This is a genomic window from Devosia sp. A369 (assembly GCF_054489345.1).
Map to the genome: position 1 here is coordinate 242,857 of NZ_JBTMWV010000001.1, position 21,795 is coordinate 264,651.

Below are 21,795 nucleotides of genomic sequence, written 5' to 3' on the forward strand. Positions count from 1 at the left end.
TTTTAGGCGTACTTGGCCTGGACTTCGTCGGCGACTGCCTGCGGCACTTGCTCGTAGTGATCGAACGTCATCGAGTACTGTGCACGTCCCTGGCTCATCGAGCGCAGCGAGTTCACGTAGCCGAACATGTTCGCGAGCGGCACATAGGCATTCACGACCTGGAGAACACCACGGCTTTCAGTGCCATGGATCTGACCTCGACGGGAGTTCAGGTCGCCGATGACGTCACCCATGTAATCGTCGGGCGTCACAACTTCAACCTTCATGATCGGCTCGAGGATCTTCGGCGACGCCTTGCGCAGAGCTTCATTGAAGCCCGCACGACCGGCGATTTCGAAGGCCAGAACCGAGGAGTCCACGTCGTGGTAAGCGCCTTCGGTCAACGTCACCTTGACGTCCACGATCGGGAACCCGATCAGCGGACCGGCCGGCATGACCGACTTCACGCCCTTTTCGACGCCCGGGATGTATTCCTTGGGCACCGAGCCGCCAACGACGGCGTTAACGAATTCGAGACCCTTGCCGAGTTCACCCGGCTCCACGGTCAGCTTGACACGAGCAAACTGGCCCGAACCACCCGACTGCTTCTTGTGGGTATAGTCCACATTGGCCGACTTGGTGATCGTCTCGCGGTAAGCCACCTGGGGCTGACCGATATTGGCCTCGACCTTGAATTCACGGCGCATGCGGTCGACGAGAATGTCGAGGTGAAGTTCACCCATGCCCGAAATGATGGTCTGGCCGGATTCTTCGTCGGTCTTGACGCGGAAGGACGGGTCTTCAGCTGCCAGGCGGTTCAGGGCGAGGCCCATCTTCTCCTGGTCGGCCTTGGACTTGGGTTCCACCGAAATGTCGATAACCGGCTCAGGAAAGATCATCCGCTCAAGGATAACCTGCGCGTTCGATGCGCACAGCGTATCGCCCGTGGTGGTGTCCTTGAGGCCAACGATAGCGACGATGTCGCCAGCATAGGCTTCCGTGATCTGCTCGCGGCTGTTCGAGTGCATCTGGAACAGACGACCGATACGCTCGCGCTTTTCCTTGACGGTGTTCTCAACCATCGTGCCCTGCTCGAGCTTGCCCGAGTAGATGCGTGCGAAGGTCAGCGAACCCATATGCGGATCGTTGGCGACCTTGAAGGCCAGCATCGACAGCGGCTCGTTATCGTCGGCATGACGCTCGATCGGCAGCTCGGTGCGCGCATCGATACCCTGGATAGCCGGGATATCGGCAGGCGACGGCAGGAAGGCCACAACGCCGTCCAGCAGAGGCTGCACGCCCTTGTTCTTGAAGGCCGAGCCGGCATAGACGAGGAAGAACTTGGTGTCGATGACGCCACGACGCAGCAGGCGACGGATGGTGTCATTGTTCGGCATATCGCCGTTCAAATAGGCTTCCATCGCGTCGTCGTCGAGTTCGACGGCGGCTTCGATCATCTTCTCGCGGTACTCAGCGGCCTTGGCCTTGAGGTCCTCGGGGATCTCAACGACGTCCCAGGCAGCGCCCAGCTCTTCGTTGTGCCAGATCAGAGCGTTCATCTCGATCAGATCGACGACGCCCTTGAATTCGGTCTCAGCACCGATCGGCAGCTGCACAGCAACGGCCTTGGCGCCCAGACGGGAGCCAATCATCTCGAGGCAGCGATAAAAATCGGCGCCGACCTTGTCCATCTTGTTGACGAAGATGAGACGCGGAACATTGTACTTGTCGGCCTGGCGCCAGACGGTTTCCGTCTGCGGCTCAACACCGGCATTGGCGTCCAGCAGTGCAACGGCACCGTCAAGCACACGCAGCGAACGTTCGACTTCAATGGTGAAGTCCACGTGGCCGGGGGTGTCGATGATGTTGAAGCGGAACTGCGTGCCGTCGCGGCCCTTCCAGAAGGTCGTGGTGGCAGCGGAGCTGATGGTGATGCCGCGTTCCTGTTCCTGCTCCATCCAGTCCATGGTCGAGGCACCATCGTGCGTCTCGCCCATTTTATGGTTCTTGCCGGTGTAATACAGGATGCGTTCGGTCGTTGTCGTCTTGCCAGCATCAATGTGAGCCATGATGCCGAAGTTACGGTAATGATCGATCGGGTGCTGACGGGTCATATTGGCTCCTACTACCAGCGGTAGTGCGAGAAGGCGCGGTTGGCATCAGCCATACGGTGCGTGTCTTCGCGCTTCTTGACGGCCTGGCCGCGACCATTGAGAGCGTCCATGAGCTCGCCGGAAAGGCGCTCGCGCATGGTGTTCTCGCCGCGCTTGCGGGCAGATTCGATCAGCCAGCGAATGGCCAGGGCCTGCTGACGCTCGGTGCGAACTTCGACTGGGACCTGATAGGTGGCACCGCCGACACGACGCGAACGAACTTCAACCGACGGGCGGATGTTTTCGAGCGCAGTGTGGAAGACCTCGATCGGGTCCTGCTTGACCTTGGCTTCGACGATGTCGAAGGCACCATAGACGATGCTTTCAGCAGTCGACTTCTTGCCGTCCTTCATGAGCGAGTTCATGAACTTGGTCAAAATCAGATCGCCGAACTTAGCATCCGGGATAACATCGCGTTTTTCTGCGCGGTGACGACGGGACATATCTCGATCTCCTTACTTCGGACGCTTCGCGCCATAATGCGAACGGCGCTGCTTGCGGTCCTTGACGCTCTGCGTATCAAGAACGCCGCGCAGGATGTGATAACGAACGCCAGGGAGGTCGCGCACGCGGCCACCACGGATCAGGACCACGGAGTGTTCCTGCAGGTTGTGGCCTTCGCCCGGGATATACGAGATGACTTCGCGCTGATTGGTCAGGCGAACCTTGGCGACCTTACGCAGAGCCGAGTTCGGCTTCTTCGGGGTCGTCGTATAAACGCGAGAGCAAACGCCGCGCTTCTGCGGATTTGCTTCCATGGCCGGAACCTTGTTCCGCTTTGGCTTGCTGGCGCGTGGTTTGCGGATCAGCTGATTAATGGTGGGCATTGCGCTCTTTCCATCGTCCAAAATTCATTGCGGTCTAGAAAAACCAAACCAAAACGGCGCTCATCCGAACCCAAAAGGTACGGCGGCGCCCTAATTGCAGCGGACCACCCACATAAATGGGCAGTCTTGCGCACAAGGATTTGCTTCGTCTAGTTACCCGGCAGTGTGTTTGAGTGTCCTGGATGCCCGCACAAGATGGCAGGAACCCGGTGTGACATTCACGACCGACCGCTTAGGTAGCCGCTGTTTAGAACCGACTCGCCCAGCCGTCAAGGATTCTTTCGTGAAAAAACGGAGGGGGAGCCATGCAGGGGCTTGCCATCCGTTTGCTTCGGTGCCTGCAGCAACGTCAGGCCTATCCTGGGCTCGCAGCGGGACCCGCCCCCTGCCCTTCGCACCTGTGTCGGCTCAGCGACGCCGATATCCGTCCCGCAATGACGCAAGAGGTTAACAGGCGCTTGCGCGGTCGCGTCAAATTCAATTCCGGACCGGCAAAAAGAAAGGGGCCCTGAGGCCCCTTTCACGCATTCCATAATAGCGGACGCTTACTCGGCGGCGGGTGCTGCGATCTGCACGGTGGCCGCCTGACGGCGACGCTCGTCCAAGATCAGATCGTCGCGCTTGGTGGCGATCAGCTTGGCCGAGGAAATGCCGGCACCGGTACCGGCCGGGATCAGCCGACCGACGATGACGTTTTCCTTGAGGCCTTCGAGCAGATCGGCCTTGCCGGAAACCGCCGCTTCCGTGAGGACGCGGGTGGTTTCCTGGAACGAAGCGGCCGACACGAACGAGCGGGTCTGCAGCGACGCCTTGGTGATGCCGAGCAGCACGGGGTTGGCCGTTGCCGGCTTCTTGCCGTCGGCGACCAGCGCGTCGTTGAGCTCGTCGAAGTCCAGCTTGTCGAGCTGCTCGTCCTTGAGCAGGCCGGTATCACCTGGATCCACGATCTCGACCTTCTGCAGCATCTGGCGAACGATCACCTCGATGTGCTTGTCGTTGATCAACACGCCCTGCAGACGATAGACCTCCTGGATTTCATTGACGAGGTAACGAGCAAGCTCTTCCACGCCCTTGATGGCCAGAATGTCGTGCGGCGCCGGGTTGCCGTCGAGGATGTATTCACCCTTTTCAATGGCGTCGCCTTCCTGGAGGTGGAACGGCTTGCCCTTGGGGATCAGATACTCGACCGGATCAGCACCCTCTTCATGGGGCTCGATGATGATGCGACGCTTGTTCTTGTAGTCGCGACCAAAGCGGATGGTGCCATCGATCTCGGCGATGATGGCGTGATCCTTGGGACGACGAGCCTCGAACAATTCAGCCACGCGCGGCAGACCGCCCGTGATGTCCTTGGTCTTGGCGCTTTCCAGCGGAATACGCGCCAGCACGTCACCCGGCGATACCTTCTCGCCCGGCTCGACCGCGATGACCGCGTCGACGGAGAGCAGGTAACGGGCTTCGCCACCACGTTCCACCTTCTGGACCAGACCATCACGCGCCACGGCAAGAGCCGGCTTGAGGCCCTCGCCACGCTGATTGGTGCGCCAGTCGATGACAACGCGCTTGGTGAAGCCGGTCGCTTCGTCGGTATTTTCCGCAACGGAAGCACCGTCGACCAGATCCTCGAACACGACCTCGCCCTCGACTTCGGCGAGAACCGGACGGGTGTAGGGGTCCCATTCGGCCAGACGCTGGCCACGGCGAACGCTGTCGCCTTCCTTGACCAGCAGCTTGGAACCATAGGTCACCTTGTGGGTGGCGCGTTCCTTGCCGTCGGTATCGAGAATGGCGAGCGACACGTTACGGGCCATGACGACCAGCTTGCCGCCTTCAACCAGCACCACGTTCGGATTGCGGATGGCAATCGTGCCTTCCGCGCCGGATTCGAGGAACGAGCTGTCGACCACCTGTGCCGTGCCACCGATGTGGAACGTACGCATGGTGAGCTGGGTACCGGGTTCACCGATCGACTGTGCGGCGATGACGCCCACAGCTTCACCCATGTTCACGGGAGTACCGCGAGCAAGGTCACGGCCATAGCAGGCCGCGCAGGTGCCCTGGCGCATGTCGCAGGTCAGCGGCGAACGGATACGGATCGACTGGATCCGGGCGTCCTCGATGACATCGACATCCTTCTCTTCCAGCAGCGTGCCCTTGGCGGCGATCAGATCGCCGGTCAGCGGGTGGAAGATGTCGTCGGCAGCGGTACGGCCCAGCACGCGCTGGCCGATCGAAGCCACAACCTGGCCGGCATCGACGATCGGCTCCATGGTCAGGCCGCGTTCGGTGCCGCAATCGGTCGACACGATGATCGCATCCTGCGCCACGTCGACGAGACGACGGGTCAGGTAACCCGAGTTCGCGGTCTTCAGCGCCGTATCCGCGAGACCCTTACGGGCACCGTGGGTGGAGTTGAAGTACTCAAGAACGTTCAGGCCTTCCTTGAAGTTGGCCGTGATCGGGGTCTCGATGATCGAGCCGTCGGGGCGGGCCATCAGGCCGCGCATACCGGCGAGCTGCTTCATCTGCGCCGGCGAACCGCGGGCGCCGGAGTGGCTCATCATATAGACCGAGTTGATCGGCTTCTGACGGCCGGTTTCCTCGTCGATCTGCACCTTGCGGATCGCGTCCATCATCTCTTCGGCGACCTTGTCACCGCACTTGGCCCAAGCGTCGACCACCTTGTTGTACTTTTCGCCCTGAGTGATCAGGCCGTCATTGTACTGCTGTTCGAACTCTTCGACCTGCTTACGAGCCGCTTCCACGATGGTGTACTTGGAAGCCGGGATAACCATGTCGTCCTTACCGAACGAAATGCCCGCATCACATGCATTCTTGAAACCGAGCTGCATGACGCGGTCGCAGAAGATCACAGTCTCCTTCTGACCGCAGCCACGGTAAACCGTGTCGATCATCTTGGAGATCATCTTCTTGGTCATCAGCTGGTTTGCCGTCGAGAATGGCACCGCAGCGTGCTTGGGCAGGATCTGCCCGATCAGCATGCGGCCCGGGGTCGTTTCCACGATCTCGGTGGTCTCGTTGCCGTTCTCGTCGAACGCGGCCACGCGGCCTTTGATCTTGCTGTGCAGCGTGACGATCTTGTTGTCGAGCGCATGCTCGAGTTCGGCATAGGAACCGAACGCCATGCCTTCGCCGGGCTCTTTCTCGTTCATGAGCGAGAGATAGTAGAGACCCAGGACGATATCCTGCGACGGCACGATGATCGGCTGGCCGTTGGCAGGGTGCAGGATGTTGTTGGTCGACATCATCAGCACGCGCGCTTCCAGCTGCGCTTCGAGCGACAGCGGAACGTGCACAGCCATCTGGTCACCGTCGAAGTCGGCGTTGAAGGCCGAGCAGACGAGCGGGTGCAGACGGATGGCCTTGCCTTCGATCAGGATCGGCTCGAACGCCTGGATGCCCAGACGGTGAAGGGTCGGAGCGCGGTTCAGCAGAACTGGGTGCTCGCGGATCACTTCGTCCAGGATATCCCAAACCTCGGGCTTTTCCTTCTCGACCAGCTTCTTCGCCTGCTTGACAGTGGACGAGAAACCCTTGGCTTCGAGGCGCGAGTAGATGAACGGCTTGAACAGCTCGAGCGCCATCTTCTTGGGCAGGCCGCACTGGTGCAGCTTGAGGTTCGGACCCACGGTGATGACCGAACGACCCGAATAGTCGACGCGCTTGCCGAGCAGGTTCTGACGGAAGCGGCCCTGCTTGCCCTTGAGCATATCGGACAGCGACTTCAGCGGACGCTTGTTGGCACCGGTGATGGTGCGGCCACGGCGGCCGTTGTCGAACAGCGCGTCCACAGCTTCCTGCAGCATGCGCTTTTCGTTGCGGATGATGATGTCCGGAGCGCGCAGCTCGATCAGGCGCTTCAACCGGTTGTTGCGGTTGATCACGCGGCGATAGAGGTCGTTCAGGTCGGAGGTCGCAAAGCGACCGCCATCCAGCGGCACCAGCGGACGCAGTTCGGGCGGGATGACCGGAATGACGGTCATGATCATCCACTCAGGCTTATTGCCCGAGACGATGAACTGCTCGACGATCTTCAAGCGCTTGGCGAGCTTCTTGGGCTTAAGTTCAGTGGTGGACTCAGCAATTTCCACGCGCAGGTCGGCCGCGATCTTCTCGAGATCGAGGGCCAGCAGGATATCGCGGATGGCTTCGGCGCCAATCTTGGCGGTGAAGCTGTCGGCACCATATTCGTCCTGGGCGTCGAGGAACTGCTCTTCAGTCAGCAGCTCGTGCTGGGTGAAGGGCGTCAGGCCCGCATCGAGAACGACGTAGTTTTCGAAGTACAGGATGCGCTCGATGTCCTTCAGCGTCATATCGAGCAGCAGCGCGATACGCGACGGAAGCGACTTCAGGAACCAGATGTGAGCGACCGGAGCGGCCAGTTCGATATGGCCCATGCGCTCGCGACGAACGCGGCTCAGGGTGACTTCCACACCGCACTTTTCGCAGATGACGCCCTTGAACTTCATGCGCTTGTACTTGCCGCACAGGCACTCATAGTCCTTCACGGGGCCAAAGATGCGCGCGCAGAACAGGCCGTCACGCTCAGGCTTGAACGTGCGGTAGTTGATGGTCTCGGGCTTCTTGATCTCGCCGTACGACCAGCTCAGGATTTTCTCGGGCGACGCGATCGAGATTTTCATCTGATCGAAGGTCTGCACCGGGACGGCCGGGTTGAACGGGTCCATGACGTGGGAATGATGATTCATCAATTCTCTCCTCTTTCCGTCGGGAGCGGGCTGACGCCCGGCTCCCTCAGGAAGTGAATGGGGGTAGGATGCGCCGGATTATTCCGCCGCTTCCTGAGGAGGTGCGAGCTCCGCTTCGTGGCTGGAGCCATCCTCAATCTCACGCATGTCGAGTTCGACATTGAGACCGAGCGAACGGATTTCCTTGACCAGAACGTTGAAGCTCTCGGGGATGCCCGGCTCGAATGTATCGTCGCCGCGCACGATGGACTCGTAGACCTTGGTACGACCAGCCACGTCGTCCGACTTGATGGTGAGCATTTCCTGGAGCGTATAAGCCGCGCCATAGGCCTCGAGAGCCCACACTTCCATCTCGCCGAAGCGCTGACCGCCGAACTGGGCCTTGCCGCCGAGCGGCTGCTGGGTGACCAGCGAGTAAGGACCGATCGAACGGGCGTGGATCTTGTTGTCCACCAAGTGGTCGAGCTTGAGCATATAAATATACCCAACCGTCACCTGACGATCGAACTGCTCGCCGCTACGGCCGTCATAGACGGTCGACTGGCCGGAGGCCTTGAGCCCTGCCCGCTCAAGCATCACGACGATGTCGGCTTCCTTGGCGCCGTCGAACACGGGCGTCGCGATCGAGACACCCTTGGAGAGGTGCTCGCCGAGGCGGACCATGCCGTCGTCGTCGAGGTCGGTGATGGCTTCATCACCGGCAAACAGATCCTGCACTTCGAGGCGCAGCGGCTTCAGGTCGCCATTGCGATGATACGCACGGACCATCTCGTCGATCTTCTTGCCCATGCCGGCGCAAGCCCAGCCCAGGTGAGTTTCGAGGATCTGGCCGACGTTCATGCGCGATGGCACGCCCAGCGGGTTCAGCACGATGTCGACCGACGTACCATCTTCCAGATACGGCATGTCTTCGATCGGCACGATACGCGAGACAACGCCCTTGTTACCGTGACGGCCGGCCATCTTGTCGCCCGGCTGGATCTTGCGCTTGGTGGCGATGAAGACCTTGACCATCTTCATCACGCCCGGCGGCAGTTCGTCACCGCGCTGCAGCTTGTCGACCTTGTCGATGAAGCGCTGTTCGAGCAGACGGCGGCTCTCTTCATACTGAGCATGAAGAGCTTCCATCTCGGTCATGACCTTGTCGTCATCAACCGCGAACTGCCACCACTTCGAACGGGGCTGAGCCTCGAACATCTGGTCGTTGAGCTTGGTGCCGACGACATAGCCCTTCGGGCCAGCCGTTGCTGCCTTGCCGAACAGCATCTCCTTGAGACGCGCATAGACGTTACGGTCGAGGATCGACTGTTCGTCGTCACGGTCCTTGGCGAGACGCTCGATTTCCTCGCGCTCGATGGCCATGGCGCGCTCGTCCTTGTCGATGCCGTGGCGATTGAACACGCGCACTTCAACAACAGTACCAGCATCGCCCGGCGGCACGCGCAGGGAGGTGTCACGAACGTCCGAAGCCTTTTCGCCGAAGATGGCGCGAAGCAGCTTCTCTTCCGGGGTCATCGGCGATTCACCCTTGGGGGTGATCTTGCCGACCAGGATGTCGCCCGGCATGACTTCGGCGCCGATATGCACGATGCCGGCTTCGTCGAGGTTCTTCAGCGCTTCTTCCGACACGTTCGGAATGTCGCGGGTGATTTCCTCAGGCCCCAGCTTGGTATCGCGCGCCATCACTTCATATTCCTCGATATGGATCGAGGTGAAGACGTCCTGCATGGCGATCTTTTCGCTGAGCAGGATGGAGTCTTCGAAGTTGTAGCCATTCCAGGGCATGAACGCGACGAGCACGTTGCGGCCCAGAGCCAGATCGCCCAGCTCGGTCGACGGACCGTCGGCGATGATGTCGCCCTGGTTCACGTGATCGCCCACGACGACCAGCGGACGCTGGTTGATGCAGGTGGACTGGTTGGAACGCTGGAACTTCATCAGATTGTAGATGTCGACGCCCGACTTCGACGCATCGGTTTCTTCCGTTGCGCGAATAACGATACGGGTGGCGTCCACCTGGTCGACGATGCCCTTGCGCTTGGCGACGATGGCGGCGCCGGAGTCACGCGCCACGATCGCTTCCATGCCGGTACCGACAAAAGGAGCTTCGGCGCGCAGCAGCGGCACAGCCTGACGCTGCATGTTCGAGCCCATCAGAGCCCGGTTGGCGTCGTCATTCTCAAGGAACGGGATCAGCGAGGCGGCAACCGACACCATCTGCTTGGGGGAAACGTCCATCAAGTCGACGTTTTCCTTGGGCGTCAGGCCGTTGTCACCGGCGTGGCGAGCCACCACCAGATCGTCCTGCAGCGTGCCGTCCTTGTTGAACTGCACGTTGGCCTGGGCGACGTAGTGCTTGGCCTCTTCCATGGCGGAGAGATAGACCACGTCCTCGGTCAGCACACCGTCCACGATCTTGCGGTACGGGGTCTCGATGAAACCGTACTTGTTGACGCGAGCGAAGGTCGACAGCGAGTTGATCAGACCAATATTGGGACCTTCCGGGGTCTCAATCGGGCAGATACGGCCGTAATGGGTCGGGTGCACGTCACGGACTTCGAAGCCGGCACGCTCGCGGGTCAGACCACCAGGCCCAAGCGCCGACAGGCGACGCTTATGGGTGATTTCCGAGAGCGGATTGGTCTGATCCATGAACTGGGACAGCTGCGACGACCCGAAGAATTCACGCACAGCGGCAGCAGCCGGCTTGGCGTTGATCAGGTCCTGCGGCATCACCGTGTCGATTTCGACCGAGCTCATGCGCTCCTTGATGGCGCGTTCCATGCGGAGCAGACCAAGGCGATAGGAGTTTTCCATGAGTTCGCCGACGGAGCGAACGCGGCGGTTGCCGAGGTTGTCGATGTCGTCGATTTCGCCACGACCATCGCGCAGGTCGACCAGCGTGCGGACGACTTCCACGATGTCATCCTTGCGCAGGGTGCGCATGGTGTCGGGCGCATCCAGCTCAAGGCGCATGTTCATCTTGACGCGGCCAACGGCGGACAGGTCATAGCGCTCGCTGTCGAAGAACAGCGACTGGAACATGGCTTCGGCGGTGTCGACGGTCGGCGGCTCGCCCGGGCGCATGACGCGATAGATGTCGAACAGCGCGTCTTCACGCGTCTCGTTCTTGTCCACGGCCAGCGTGTTGCGGATATAGCCACCGATCGAGATGTGATCGATGTCCAGGATCGGCAGCTCGGTGAAGCCCAGTTCGACCATCTGGGTCAGGGTCTTTTCGTCGAGCTCGTCACCTGCCTCCATGTAGACCTCGCCGGTCTGCAGGTTGATCAGGTCTTCGGCGACATACATGCCATAGAGGTCTTCATCGACCGCCAGCAGGTGCGTCAGGCCATTTTCGGCCAGCTTCTTGGCCTGGCGGGCCGAGAGCTTCTTGCCAGCTTCGTGGACCACGTCGCCGGTCTTGGCGTCGATCAGGTCCTGCGACGGCTTGGCATTCTTCATCTTCTCCGCGTCATACGGCTTCTGCCAGCCGGTCGCGGTCTTTTCGAAGGTGAGGGTGTTGTAATAGGTCGCCAGGATTTCCTCGGTATCCATACCAAGGGCCTTGAGCAGCGACGTTACCGGAATCTTGCGGCGACGGTCGATACGGGCGAACACCACGTCCTTGGCGTCGAACTCGATATCGAGCCACGAACCGCGATACGGGATGATACGCGCGGCAAACAGCAGCTTGCCGGACGAGTGGGTCTTGCCCTTGTCGTGGTCGAAGAACACGCCGGGCGACCGGTGCATCTGCGAGACGATAACGCGCTCGGTGCCGTTGACGATGAAGGTGCCGTTCGACGTCATGAAGGGCATGTCGCCCATATAGACGTCCTGCTCCTTGATGTCCTTGACCGAGCGAGCGCCGGTTTCCTCATCGACTTCGAACACGATCAGCCGCAGCGTCACCTTGAGCGGGGCAGCGAAGGTGATGTCGCGCGCACGGCACTCGTCGATGTCGTATTTGGGCTGCTCGAACTCGTACTTCACGAATTCGAGAGAGGCCGTATTGGAAAAGTCAGTGATCGGGAAAACCGAACGGAAGACGGACTGAAGCCCTTCGTCGGGACGGCCACCCTTGGGCTCGTCAACCAACAGAAACTGATCATAAGAGGCCTTCTGGACCTCGATCAGGTTGGGCATCTCCGTGACTTCGCGAATGGATCCGAAGGACTTGCGAACCTTGCGGCGGCCGTTGAACGTGGTAGCCATGAGGGCTCCTTTGTCTAGCGATTGTCTCGGAGGCACATATCCAAAGACCCGACAATCAGCCGTCGGGCATCGGGGTATATGCCTTTGATAGGCAGTAAATTAGGCTCAGTGACGCCTGCAAACTTCCCCAGCCAGAGAAAGCAGACCCGAAAACGCCAAACACCCCATGGTCGATAAACCATAGGGCCACGTGGACGTCAGCGTGCCTCAGACATCAAAATCGTCATATATTCCGCAAATTGGCGCCTGGAACCCATCCAATCGGCCCGGCGAATCATCTCGTAGAGACGAAGTAGCGAAATGGCACATAGCGCGCCATCTCGCAATATTCAAGGCAAGAGTCGAAATTACTTGAATTCGACCTTGGCGCCGGCAGCTTCCAGCTTCTTCTTGATGTCTTCGGCTTCAGCCTTGTTGACACCTTCCTTGACGGCCTTCGGAGCGGCCTCAACCAGAGCCTTGGCTTCGCCGAGACCCAGGCCGGTGATGGCGCGGACTTCCTTGATGACGTTGATCTTGTTTTCGCCGAAGGAGGCGAGGATCACGTCAAATTCGGTCTGCTCTTCAACGGCAGCAGCCGGAGCGGCGGCAGCAGCAGCAGCAGCCGGAGCAGCGGCGGAAACGCCCCACTTCTCTTCGAGCATCTTGGACAGTTCCGAAGCTTCCAGAACGGTCAGGGCAGACAGGTCGTCTACAATCTTGGCGAGATCGGCCATTTGATAAATCTCTCTTTTTAGGTGTTCAGTTCAAACCAGAATGGTCCCACGAAAGGACCTATGGGGTTACGCTGCTTCGTTGCTCTTTTCCGCGTGAGCGGCCAACACACGAGCGATGCCACCTGCCGGCGCCACGATAACCGACGCGATACGCGTAGCGGGCTGCTTGAGCATCCCGGCCAGCGTTGCGCGCAGCTCGTTGAGCGAAGGCATGGTCGCCAACGCCTTGACGCTATTCGCGTCAAGAGCGGTCTGGCCCATAGCGCCACCAAGAACGACGTATTTCGCGTTCTTTTCAGCAAACTTCGCCGCAATCTTCGGCGTCGTCATTGGGTCAGCCGCATAAGCGATGACGATCGGCCCGGTAAACAGGGCCGACATGTCCGCATTGTCGGTTTCTTTAAGAGCAAGCTTGGCAAGACGGTTTTTAGCGATCTTGACGTAACCACCGGCAGCCTTCACCTCACGGCGAAGCACTTCCAGATTGGCTACGGTCAGACCGGAATTCTGCGCAAGGACGATCGACCCAGCGCCCGTAAGGGCCGCCTGGAGCGATGCGACAAGCTCACGCTTTTCCGCTCTTTCCACTGCTAGTCTCCACATTGAGCCCGGCATAGTCGTGCCGGGCCATTGCCAATTGCTGCCCTCCGATCTCCATAAAGGAGGAGAGGAGCAACGGTTAAACGCCTGTCAACCGTGCTGCCCGAAAGGGCAACTGGCCTGGTTCGAACCGCGATCACCCTGCCCCGGTTGGAGCAGGAAAATTGTGGCCTCACCCCATCTATGCTGGCGTCGGTGGACATTAAGCTGACCCAGATTGGTCAGCACCGGCAGTCTCGGACAGGACTTTATGTCTCCCTTGCGAGAGACAAAACCGGGCGACCGAAGCCGCCCGGAATTTCTTACAGAGCCGAAGCCGGCTCGACGTGAACGCCAGGGCCCATGGTCGAAGACACGGCGACGCGCTTCACATAGGTGCCCTTGGCACCGGCAGGCTTGGAGCGCTGCACGGCGTCGGTGAACGCCTTGATGTTCTGCAGCAGGGCTTCTTCCGAGAAGGAAACCTTGCCAATGCCAGCATGCAGGATACCGGCCTTTTCGACGCGGTATTCCACGGCGCCACCCTTGGCAGCCTTGACGGCGCCGGCGACATCGGGGGTAACCGTGCCAACCTTGGGGTTCGGCATCAGGTTGCGCGGGCCCAGGATCTTACCCAGGCGACCGACCAGCGGCATCATGTCCGGGGTGGCAATGCAACGATCGAAATCGATCTTGCCAGCCTGGATGGCTTCCATCAGGTCTTCGGCACCAACGATGTCGGCACCAGCCTTGCGGGCTTCGTCAGCCTTGGCATCCTTGGCGAACACCGCAACGCGCACGGTCTTGCCGGTGCCGTTGGGCAGGGTCACCACACCACGGACCATCTGGTCAGCGTGGCGCGGGTCAACGCCAAGATTGATAGCAAGTTCAATGGTTTCGTCGAACTTGGCCGAGGCGCGCGACTTCACCATCTTGATGGCTTCTTCGAGCTTGTACAGCTTGTTGCGGTCGATGCCCTCACGGGCCTTCGTGATCTTCTTACCAGCGTGTGCCATTGAATCAGCCCTCGACCTGAATGCCCATGGAACGGGCAGAGCCGGCGATCATCGACACAGCAGCGTCGATATTGTCGGCGTTAAGATCCTTCATCTTCTTCTCGGCGATATCACGCAGCTGAGCCACGGTGATGGTGCCAACCGACTCGGTGCCCGGCAGCTTGCTGCCCGACTTGAGGTTGACGGCCTTCTTGATGAAGTAGGTGACCGGCGGAGACTTCATCTCGAAGGTGAAGCTCTTGTCGGCATAGGCGGTGATCACGACTGGAATGGGCGAACCCTTTTCCATTTCCTGCGTGGCAGCATTGAATGCCTTGCAGAATTCCATGATGTTCAGACCGCGCTGACCGAGAGCCGGCCCGATCGGCGGGGACGGCGTTGCGGAGGCGGCGGGCACCTGCAGCTTTACGTAGCCAACGATTTTCTTTGCCATAATCGTCCTATCTAAATGCGCCCGCTGTCACGCGGACCGTTTGACGCTGTGGTCCGAGGCGTGTCCGATTGCTTGGCAGCAACCGCCCTCTTCCACAGATTTCCTGCCAGTTTGCCGGCAGCATGCTGCCAGTTTTCCTGCAGTTTTCTGCCAGCATTCTGGCAGATTTCTTGCGATCAGACCTTCTCGACCTGACCATATTCGAGTTCCACCGGAGTGGGACGACCGAAGATCGACACTTCCACCTTGAGGCGGGCGCGCTCTTCGTCGACTTCTTCCACCACGCCATTGAAGCTGGCGAAGGGACCGTCCGAGACGCGGACGTTTTCGCCCACTTCGAACGACACGGAAGGCTTGGGATGCTCCACGCCTTCCTGCACCTGCTGCAGAATGGCCTGGGCTTCCTTTTCCGAAATCGGCATCGGGCGATTGTCCGAACCGAGGAAGCCGGTAACCTTGGGCGTGTTCTTGATCAGATGGAACGCCTCGTCGGTCATATCCATCTTCACCAGCACATAGCCCGGGAAGAATTTGCGTTCAGCGTCGACCTTGCGGCCGCGACGGATCTCGACGACCTTTTCGGTCGGAACGATCACGTCTTCAAACAGATGCTCAAGCTTTTTCTGCGCAACCTTCTGGCGAATGTCGTCCGCCACCTTGCGCTCGAAATTGCTATAAGCCTGAACGATGTACCAGCGCTTGGCCATTAAGCGTCGCCGCTCCCAGTATTATTGTGTCCGTGACCCGCTCAGCGGATCGAAAGCATCAGCCCGACGACCCAGGAAATGAGCTGGTCCGACAGGAGAAAGAACAGGCTCGCAAACACCACCAGCACGATCACCATAATGGTCGAAACCAGGACTTCATTCCGCCCCGGCCAGACGACTTTATTGGTCTCCTGCCGAACTTGCTGCAGAAACTGGATTGGGTTCGGACGGGCCATAGGCGAATCTACTCTTTGGTGTTTTTGGTGCAAAACCAAAGGCCGCGCAGGAATCCCGCACGGCTGGAATGTGGGTATCTAGAGAAAACCGCCGCCAAATGCAACAGGCCGCCGCCACAATCTGCCGGAGCCGCCCACTCCACCCCGATCACATTTGTTAACGACACGTTAAGAACACGCAGAATCTGGCTTGTGCGCCGCCTCACATTGGCATTTGATCGAATTAAGACGAAAAAATGGCAGCGGGAGGCTGGACCATGTCGCTGGGGAGCGCGAATTTCGAAGTCAAAGGCTGCGAGGTCCGTTATTACGGCCCGCATCGCGCCATTGCCGGCCGGGTGACGGGCGTGGTCCGCGTTCGCATCGAGGAATGCTTCATGGGCAATGTCTCGCGCTATCACCTCGACCTCAAGGTCAAGGCCGATGTCGGCGCCGTGTCGACGCCCGAAGTGCGCACCGCCCTGCTGACCCATGCCGCCCATCAGCTCAATCGCCTGAAATCCCGCCACACCGACAGTCTGCCGATGGCAGCCGAGTAGGCGCGCTGCCTTTGCATTGGCAACGCCTGTAGCCGGGCGTAAACTCCGCCCGACACAGGAGGAGCCCATGACGTCCAACGTGAAAGACATGCTGTCGGCCGCGAATGCGGCAGTGCCGAAAATCTCGCCTGCCGAAGCCCGCCGGATGGTCGCAGAGCAGAATGCCGTGATCATCGATGTCCGCGACCTGCCCGAATTGCAGGCCACCGGCAAAATTCCCGGCTCGGTGCATATCCCGCGCGGCATGCTGGAATTCCGCGCCGACGCGGCCACACCCTATCACGATGCCAATCTGACGCTGGACCGCCCCGTCATCCTGCACTGCGCCTCGGGCGGCCGTTCGGCCCTCAGCGGCAAGACGCTCAAGGAGATGGGCTATGAGAAGGTCTTCAACCTGGGCAGCTTCAAGGACTGGGTCGATGACGGCGGCGCTGTCGAAAAGGTGAAATAGGCCACCCCAGCCATAGCAACACGATCAGCGGGCAGCAGAGCATTGGCGCTCCCCTGCCCGCTGATCGGTAGCCTTTGGGTTACTTCTTATTGACGCTGGAGACGGCGAGATTGGTCAGCTTGCTGTTGGCGGCCTTCTCCTCGTCGAGAATTTCGCTCAGCAGCTTGTGGGCTTCGTCATGGCCAAGTTCCTTGGCCCATTCGCGCAGCGAGCCATAGCGGGCTATCTCGTAATGCTCGACCGCCTGGGCGCAGGCCAGCAGGCCGGCGTCCAGCGCCACGCCGGTCGCCTCTTCCATCAGCCCGTCGCCCTCTTTGAGCAGGCCCTCGATCGCATCGCATTTTTCGCCTTCGGCCTTCTCGCCGACCGAGGCGAAGACCTTCTTCATGGTTTCGATCTGGCCCTTGGTTTCCTTGAGATGGCTATCAAAGGCGGCCTTCAACTCGGCGCTTTTGACGGCCTTTGACATCTTGGGCAGCGCCTTGGTGATGGCGTTCTCCGCGTAATAGATATCGCGCAGCGTGTGTTTGAACAGTTCTTCCAGAGATTTCATCGGTGCCGGCTCCGTGCAAAATTGCAGGAGTAAAACTGAAGATGCAGAAGAAAGTTCCTAGGCGGCAGAAGCAAGCGCGGAGATGCACCGTTTGTCTGAAAAATTTGGTGCCGGTAAAAATTCCGACGCAGGCTGCTCTACCGAAGGACGGGAGGCCCGCCCGCCAGAGCGTCTTGGATCACGACTGAGTGCATCCGCATCAGGTTGGTCGGCAGGGCATTTATTGGAAACCACCTGACGTCCAAACTGTCAGTCCCGTTGGGCATCAGTTCACCGCTCAGAATCCGACACTCAACGGCAACCGCAAACGCCTGGACGCGGTTGCCATCTGCATAGCTAAACACGAACAATTCCGGATCAGAATAAGCGCCCACAAATCGTGACACCGCCGTTTCAAGCCCGGTTTCCTCCTTGATTTCGCGGATCGCCGCTGCCTCGAAGGTTTCCCCGAAGTCAGGAATTCCTCCCGGCAAGCTCCACATGGCTTGATCGTCGCGTAAGTGCAGAACGACCTCTGTCCGGTCGCCATTGAAAATAACGCCGATCGTGCCCGGACTAATTTTGTTCATTGGGCCGCAATTCCCTTTGATGACCCAATAGACGGGTTCGGGTAGCGTATGGGCTTGTTCGCGATGTTTCCAGCTCTCGGCCAGCGGCCATGGGCTTTTCAGCCAGAGCCATTGGTCAATACGATGGCCCGTTGGGGTGGCAAGCGGACTGTCTGATTCTAAAATAGCCGTGCCAAACTTGGGGTAGTGAGCAGACAAGCGGGACTTCAGGAGCGAGACTAGGAAGGCACACAAGTGTTTGCGTTTCACGGAAAGTATGTTCAAGCTTCCTGCGGCTCCCCAAGGTCACGTTCGATGTGGTTTCTCTGTCTGACAGCTGAGTTCTTCATTGCCCCCTCCATCTTTACTCTACCGCTATCGTTCACTCGCCGATGACAAATTGCTCAAGCGCGAACTCGATACGCTGAAGAACAGCTATCTCTATGCGCCAGCCTTCGGATCAATGAACGATCCCATGGAGGCCTTTTATGAGACTGGCGGGCCGGGTGATCGCATTGTCGACGCCATGCTTGGCCACGCCGGAAATGCCTCCCGCCAACTTTATAAGTTACTGGACGACATGATCGCGAAGTTCGCCTTGGTGTCCTTTTCGAGTTCGCCGGACGATTTGCCTCTATGGGCTTACTACGCTGGGAACTTCGCTGGCGTCTGTCTGGAATTCGATAGCGCAGCACTAACGATCAGTGATTTTCAGGGCGAGAAACTCTTTCCCGTCAAATACGCGCGAAACGCCCTTCCGCCGATCAGTCTTGCTGATTTGGGACAGGATAAAATGCAAGAGGCCGTGCTGGCACGCATCACACGCAAGCGGACTGAATGGCAGCACGAAAAAGAGTGGAGATACGTTACGGGTTCCGTCGGCCCCAAGCATTACGTCGATGATGCGCTGAAGCGCGTGTATCTTGGCCCTAGAATATCGAAGACGCACGCCGATGCTGTGGTCGAAACACTGAGAAGTCGTCCGGTAGAAATCTTGCAGGGAGAAATATCTGGCTTCGAATTGCGCTTCCGCACTGTGAAGGAGGCAACGCCGATCGATCAGTGTGAACGCGTCGGCGATCAAGGTTTTGATCGTGCCGGGGCCCTATACGCAGAAAAGGAGCTGCGCGAATTCTTGAGCGTCCCGTTCGAAGATCTTGTGGCCGAATGCGAGCGCATCGCGGCAAGACCAAACTTTGACGAATTTGGTGGGATTGATATCGCCGGGTCAGATGGCCAGTACATCTATCTATGGGTGACGCATAAGCTGCGAAACGGCCGTAAGGTCTACGAAAAAATGTACTTCGACCGGAAGTTGCAACGTCAGCGACGGTGAATGGCCGCTGTTGGATTTCAGCCTGCGCCCCCGAGCGTCCGCATCGGCGTCGATTTCCCCGCTCACAACTCCACGGCTTCGTGCGTCCCGTGTTTGGCCGCGGTGACAACCACGTGCTGCCGGCTGACGATTTCGATGCCTTTGCCGGGGTGGCGGATGATGGTGATCTTGTCGTGGCTCGAGCCGCCATGCTTGCGCCTGACGGTGTCGCGTTCGATCAGTTCCATGCGACGGCGGTCCGGGCCGATATAGTGATCCGCCTCGATAAACAGCCGCTCCTGGCCGACTTGCCCGGCCAGCCGCGCCGCCAGGACGGCGCTTTTTTCCGGCAGGCAGATGACGTCGTCAAAGCCCATTTCGATAAACTGGATCGTCAGATGCGCCGGGCCGTCCGGCATGAACAGGATGATCGGAGAAAACTTGATCATCAATATATCGGAGCGCCGAATATTCCAGATCAGCCGGAGCTTCATCGAATCCCGCAGCTGATGGTGGACCAGAAAGAACGGCAGGAATTGCGGCAGCAAATGACTGGACTGGGAGTGGTCAGCGACCGCTCCAAAGCCAACGCTTTGCCCCAATTTCAATAATGTGGCTCTCCCCACATCATCTGGAGCGATAATTATTGCAGCGCAGCCGCCTAAGCTCGCTGCATTCGCAGCCTCGGGCACGACAGGGCACCTTTCCTTGAGCATCACCAGCATGGTCCGCTCACAACATTAATAAACAGTTCGGTATATTTGCGTAGCTGAAATAAAGCGGCAGGCCGCATCTGTATTGTCGGTTGTGACAACGAGCGCGGCGGCGCCGGAGAGTTGCGCGCTACATGCAGGCCCCGGAAAATCCCAATCTGAGTTTGTTAACCCGGGTTCACCAAGTCAATTTACGGCGACTTAGGGCCGGGCCCTGTATCGGTAGCCCCAAATAGGTGAGCCGATGCCCAGTCTTGATTTCCTGACGCTGTATATTGTCGTTTTTCTCCATTCCCTGACCGCCTGCGTGGTGTGGGCGGCGCTGGCCATCCGCTACCGGCCCAATCCGGCCGCCCTGTACTGGCTGGCGGGGATGGCGTTGACGATGGTCGGTGGCGCGGTGCTGGCGCTGCAGGGCAATGCAGGCTCGCTGGTCCCGGCCATTGTCGGCAACACCATCATCATTGTTGGCTTCGCCCAGTTCTGGATCGGCTCGCGGCGCTTTCAGGGACAGACGGGCGGGCAAAGCTTCGCCATCGGCTTCGCCCTGCTCGCCGCCTGCGTGATGATCGCCTTTCACGATTTTGATCGCGGGCGCGCCATGGTCTATGCCGCCGGCCAGGCCACGGTGATGGGGCTGTGCATCTTTCACCTGCTGCGCTACCGCCAGCCGGGGCTGGGGTCGATCATCGCGGCAGTGGCCTTCGCCGTGGCCGTGCTGGGCCAGCTGATGGTGATCGGCACCAATGCCGGCGTGCTGCTGGAGGTGCTGGAATACCCGATCTACTACGCCCTCGCCTCTTATGCCTTGCTGTGTACGGTGTTTAGCGGCGCGGTGTGGAATCTGGGCTTTGCCCTGATGACCATCGACCGGTTGCAGAGCACTCTGGCGCGGCTGTCCGAGACCGATGAGCTGACCGGGGTGGCCAATCGGCGCGGGCTGCAGCCCAATCTGGATCGGGCGCATCGCCTGGCGCTCCAGTCCGGCCAGACCTATTCCGTCGCCCTGTTCGATCTGGACGACTTCAAATCGCTGAATGACCAATATGGGCACGCGGCCGGAGATCAGGCGCTGGCGCATCTGGGGCAGTTGCTGGCGTCGCTGACCCGCCCCACCGATTTCGTGGCGCGGCTGGGCGGCGACGAATTTTGCCTGTTGCTGGCCGATACCGGGTTTGAGGAAGCCCAGAGCATCGCCGAGCGCCTGCGCGCCACCATTGCCGCCGCGCCACTGGCGGTGGCCGACACGCAGCTCAAGCTGTCGGTCAGCTTCGGCGTTTCGACCTTCGCCGCGTCGACAGCGGTTGATTTCGACGTGCTGCGCGAGGCCGACAAGGCGCTGTATCAGGACAAGGCGGAGAAAAGCCGCCGCAATGGCGCGGCCGGCCGGCGGATTGCCTAAAGACCGCCAAGTCTGCGGGCGTGCTTCGAGCCGAACAGCATCTGATCGGCCCGCGACATGGTGGCCTCAAAGCTCTGGCCCCGGCCGCAGGAATGATAGCCGAGCGACACCGTCAAATCCTCATCAAGCCCGGTCCGGGCGCGAAACTCGCGCGTCGAGATCGCATTCATCTGGCTTGTGAGCCCGGTCAGGTCCGGCGCAATCTCGGTCGGCAGAAACGCACAAAATTCGTCGCCGCCGATCCGGGCAATGAAGGCCCCCGAGCCCAGCGCTTCGCGCAAGGCGGTCGCGGTGGCCATGATCGCCGCGTCGCCCACCAGATGGCCAAAGCGGTCATTGACCGCCTTGAGGTAGTCGACATCCACGATCAGCAGGAAGCCAGCGGCGCCGCGGGCCTGGGCGAGGTCGAAATGCTCGACAAAGCTGCGCCGGTTGAGCACCCCGGTCAGCGGGTCGGTGCTGGCGCACTCGATGAGTTCGGCGGTTTGCTTGAGCAAATCCCGATAGGCTATTTCCAGCTGTTCCAGGCGGCTGAACCATAAGAGCGCGAAGGGGATCGCGATCACGAAAGGCAGCAGGATGCGGACCGCGACGGTGACCGTATCGGCGTGGATGCCCAAAATCACCCTTACGCCCGTCGAAATCGAAATCGACACCGTCGCTGCAATCAACGTCACCAT

At 59.7% G+C, this 21,795-nt stretch carries 19 protein-coding genes; 4 read left to right on the plus strand and 15 right to left on the minus strand.

The window, feature by feature from the left end; genetic code table 11:
- Positions 1–2 precede the first annotated feature (2 nt).
- The 11 genes from fusA to secE form a co-directional block, all read right to left on the minus strand.
- Entirely contained in the window at positions 3–2,093 is a 2,091-nt protein-coding gene (fusA, locus tag ACX3OZ_RS01230; protein ID WP_459095233.1) for an elongation factor G, read from the minus strand.
- A gap of 11 nt (positions 2,094–2,104) precedes the next feature.
- Positions 2,105–2,575 (minus strand): 30S ribosomal protein S7, encoded by a 471-nt coding sequence (gene rpsG, locus ACX3OZ_RS01235; protein WP_459095232.1) that lies wholly within the window; start codon positions 2,573–2,575, stop codon positions 2,105–2,107.
- A 12-nt stretch (positions 2,576–2,587) separates the two neighbouring features.
- Positions 2,588–2,959, minus strand: coding sequence for a 30S ribosomal protein S12 (gene rpsL, locus ACX3OZ_RS01240; RefSeq protein WP_286018378.1), 372 nt, complete (start codon positions 2,957–2,959; stop codon positions 2,588–2,590).
- Positions 2,960–3,504: 545 nt separating this feature from the next.
- On the minus strand, positions 3,505–7,689 hold the full coding sequence (rpoC, locus tag ACX3OZ_RS01245) for a DNA-directed RNA polymerase subunit beta' (protein ID WP_459095231.1): 4,185 nt from the start codon (positions 7,687–7,689) through the stop codon (positions 3,505–3,507).
- A 78-nt stretch (positions 7,690–7,767) separates the two neighbouring features.
- Positions 7,768–11,907: a DNA-directed RNA polymerase subunit beta gene (gene rpoB, locus ACX3OZ_RS01250; RefSeq protein WP_459095230.1), complete on the minus strand. Its 4,140-nt coding sequence runs from the start codon at positions 11,905–11,907 to the stop codon at positions 7,768–7,770.
- 347 nt (positions 11,908–12,254) lie between these two features.
- Positions 12,255–12,623: a 50S ribosomal protein L7/L12 gene (rplL, locus tag ACX3OZ_RS01255; RefSeq protein ID WP_459095229.1), complete on the minus strand. Its 369-nt coding sequence runs from the start codon at positions 12,621–12,623 to the stop codon at positions 12,255–12,257.
- Positions 12,624–12,689: 66 nt separating this feature from the next.
- Positions 12,690–13,211 carry a 50S ribosomal protein L10 gene (gene rplJ / locus ACX3OZ_RS01260; protein ID WP_459095228.1) on the minus strand — a complete coding sequence of 174 codons (522 nt, stop codon included), beginning with the start codon at positions 13,209–13,211 and terminating at the stop codon, positions 12,690–12,692.
- 314 nt (positions 13,212–13,525) lie between these two features.
- Positions 13,526–14,218, minus strand: coding sequence for a 50S ribosomal protein L1 (gene rplA, locus ACX3OZ_RS01265; RefSeq protein WP_459095227.1), 693 nt, complete (start codon positions 14,216–14,218; stop codon positions 13,526–13,528).
- A gap of 4 nt (positions 14,219–14,222) precedes the next feature.
- A complete protein-coding gene (rplK, locus tag ACX3OZ_RS01270) occupies positions 14,223–14,651 on the minus strand; it encodes a 50S ribosomal protein L11 (protein WP_459095226.1) in 429 nt (142 codons plus the stop codon).
- A gap of 176 nt (positions 14,652–14,827) precedes the next feature.
- Positions 14,828–15,358 (minus strand): transcription termination/antitermination protein NusG, encoded by a 531-nt coding sequence (nusG, locus tag ACX3OZ_RS01275; protein WP_459095225.1) that lies wholly within the window; start codon positions 15,356–15,358, stop codon positions 14,828–14,830.
- A 41-nt stretch (positions 15,359–15,399) separates the two neighbouring features.
- A complete protein-coding gene (secE, locus tag ACX3OZ_RS01280; protein WP_459095224.1) occupies positions 15,400–15,594 on the minus strand; it encodes a preprotein translocase subunit SecE in 195 nt (64 codons plus the stop codon).
- Positions 15,595–15,851: 257 nt separating this feature from the next.
- On the opposite strand from secE, the gene ACX3OZ_RS01285 reads away from it, so the two are divergent.
- Together ACX3OZ_RS01285 and ACX3OZ_RS01290 are read left to right on the plus strand one after the other, a co-directional pair.
- Entirely contained in the window at positions 15,852–16,133 is a 282-nt protein-coding gene (locus ACX3OZ_RS01285; protein WP_459095223.1) for a hypothetical protein, read from the plus strand.
- 67 nt (positions 16,134–16,200) lie between these two features.
- A complete protein-coding gene (locus ACX3OZ_RS01290; RefSeq protein WP_459103672.1) occupies positions 16,201–16,584 on the plus strand; it encodes a rhodanese-like domain-containing protein in 384 nt (127 codons plus the stop codon).
- 79 nt (positions 16,585–16,663) lie between these two features.
- Here the strand turns inward: ACX3OZ_RS01290 and ACX3OZ_RS01295 are convergent, their stop codons facing one another.
- The gene (locus tag ACX3OZ_RS01295; RefSeq protein ID WP_459095221.1) at positions 16,664–17,137 is read right to left on the minus strand and encodes a YciE/YciF ferroxidase family protein; all 474 of its coding nucleotides are present in this window, start codon (positions 17,135–17,137) and stop codon (positions 16,664–16,666) included.
- 137 nt (positions 17,138–17,274) lie between these two features.
- Positions 17,275–17,970, minus strand: coding sequence for an NUDIX domain-containing protein (locus ACX3OZ_RS01300; RefSeq protein ID WP_459095220.1), 696 nt, complete (start codon positions 17,968–17,970; stop codon positions 17,275–17,277).
- A 115-nt stretch (positions 17,971–18,085) separates the two neighbouring features.
- Here ACX3OZ_RS01300 and ACX3OZ_RS01305 point away from each other — a divergent pair, with 115 nt between their 5' ends.
- Entirely contained in the window at positions 18,086–19,021 is a 936-nt protein-coding gene (locus ACX3OZ_RS01305; RefSeq protein WP_459095219.1) for a DUF2971 domain-containing protein, read from the plus strand.
- 62 nt (positions 19,022–19,083) lie between these two features.
- Here the strand turns inward: ACX3OZ_RS01305 and ACX3OZ_RS01310 are convergent, their stop codons facing one another.
- Complete coding sequence (locus ACX3OZ_RS01310; protein WP_459095218.1) at positions 19,084–19,725, minus strand: hypothetical protein; 642 nt, start codon at positions 19,723–19,725, stop codon at positions 19,084–19,086.
- Between the two features lie 232 nt (positions 19,726–19,957).
- Between ACX3OZ_RS01310 and ACX3OZ_RS01315 the strand changes: the two genes are divergently transcribed.
- Positions 19,958–21,115, plus strand: a complete 1,158-nt coding sequence (locus ACX3OZ_RS01315) for a GGDEF domain-containing protein (protein ID WP_459095217.1) — start codon at positions 19,958–19,960, stop codon at positions 21,113–21,115.
- Here ACX3OZ_RS01315 and ACX3OZ_RS01320 read toward each other — a convergent pair.
- Complete coding sequence (locus ACX3OZ_RS01320) at positions 21,112–21,795, minus strand: GGDEF domain-containing protein (RefSeq protein ID WP_459095216.1); 684 nt, start codon at positions 21,793–21,795, stop codon at positions 21,112–21,114. The genes ACX3OZ_RS01315 and ACX3OZ_RS01320 overlap by 4 nt on opposite strands.

Excerpts from the sequence above, each read along its gene's own strand:
- fusA (WP_459095233.1), bottom strand. The coding sequence starts at position 2,093 with ATGACCCGTCAGCACCCGATCGATCATTACCGTAACTTCGGCATCATG.
- rpsG (WP_459095232.1), bottom strand. The coding sequence starts at position 2,575 with ATGTCCCGTCGTCACCGCGCAGAAAAACGCGATGTTATCCCGGATGCT.
- rpsL (WP_286018378.1), bottom strand. The coding sequence starts at position 2,959 with ATGCCCACCATTAATCAGCTGATCCGCAAACCACGCGCCAGCAAGCCA.
- rpoC (WP_459095231.1), bottom strand. The coding sequence starts at position 7,689 with ATGAATCATCATTCCCACGTCATGGACCCGTTCAACCCGGCCGTCCCG.
- rpoB (WP_459095230.1), bottom strand. The coding sequence starts at position 11,907 with ATGGCTACCACGTTCAACGGCCGCCGCAAGGTTCGCAAGTCCTTCGGA.
- rplL (WP_459095229.1), bottom strand. The coding sequence starts at position 12,623 with ATGGCCGATCTCGCCAAGATTGTAGACGACCTGTCTGCCCTGACCGTT.
- rplA (WP_459095227.1), bottom strand. The coding sequence starts at position 14,218 with ATGGCACACGCTGGTAAGAAGATCACGAAGGCCCGTGAGGGCATCGAC.
- rplK (WP_459095226.1), bottom strand. The coding sequence starts at position 14,651 with ATGGCAAAGAAAATCGTTGGCTACGTAAAGCTGCAGGTGCCCGCCGCC.
- nusG (WP_459095225.1), bottom strand. The coding sequence starts at position 15,358 with ATGGCCAAGCGCTGGTACATCGTTCAGGCTTATAGCAATTTCGAGCGC.
- secE (WP_459095224.1), bottom strand. The coding sequence starts at position 15,594 with ATGGCCCGTCCGAACCCAATCCAGTTTCTGCAGCAAGTTCGGCAGGAG.
- ACX3OZ_RS01285 (WP_459095223.1), top strand. The coding sequence starts at position 15,852 with ATGTCGCTGGGGAGCGCGAATTTCGAAGTCAAAGGCTGCGAGGTCCGT.
- ACX3OZ_RS01290 (WP_459103672.1), top strand. The coding sequence starts at position 16,201 with ATGACGTCCAACGTGAAAGACATGCTGTCGGCCGCGAATGCGGCAGTG.
- ACX3OZ_RS01295 (WP_459095221.1), bottom strand. The coding sequence starts at position 17,137 with ATGAAATCTCTGGAAGAACTGTTCAAACACACGCTGCGCGATATCTAT.
- ACX3OZ_RS01310 (WP_459095218.1), bottom strand. The coding sequence starts at position 19,725 with ATGCTGGTGATGCTCAAGGAAAGGTGCCCTGTCGTGCCCGAGGCTGCG.
- ACX3OZ_RS01315 (WP_459095217.1), top strand. The coding sequence starts at position 19,958 with ATGCCCAGTCTTGATTTCCTGACGCTGTATATTGTCGTTTTTCTCCAT.
- ACX3OZ_RS01320 (WP_459095216.1), bottom strand. The coding sequence starts at position 21,795 with ATGGTGACGTTGATTGCAGCGACGGTGTCGATTTCGATTTCGACGGGC.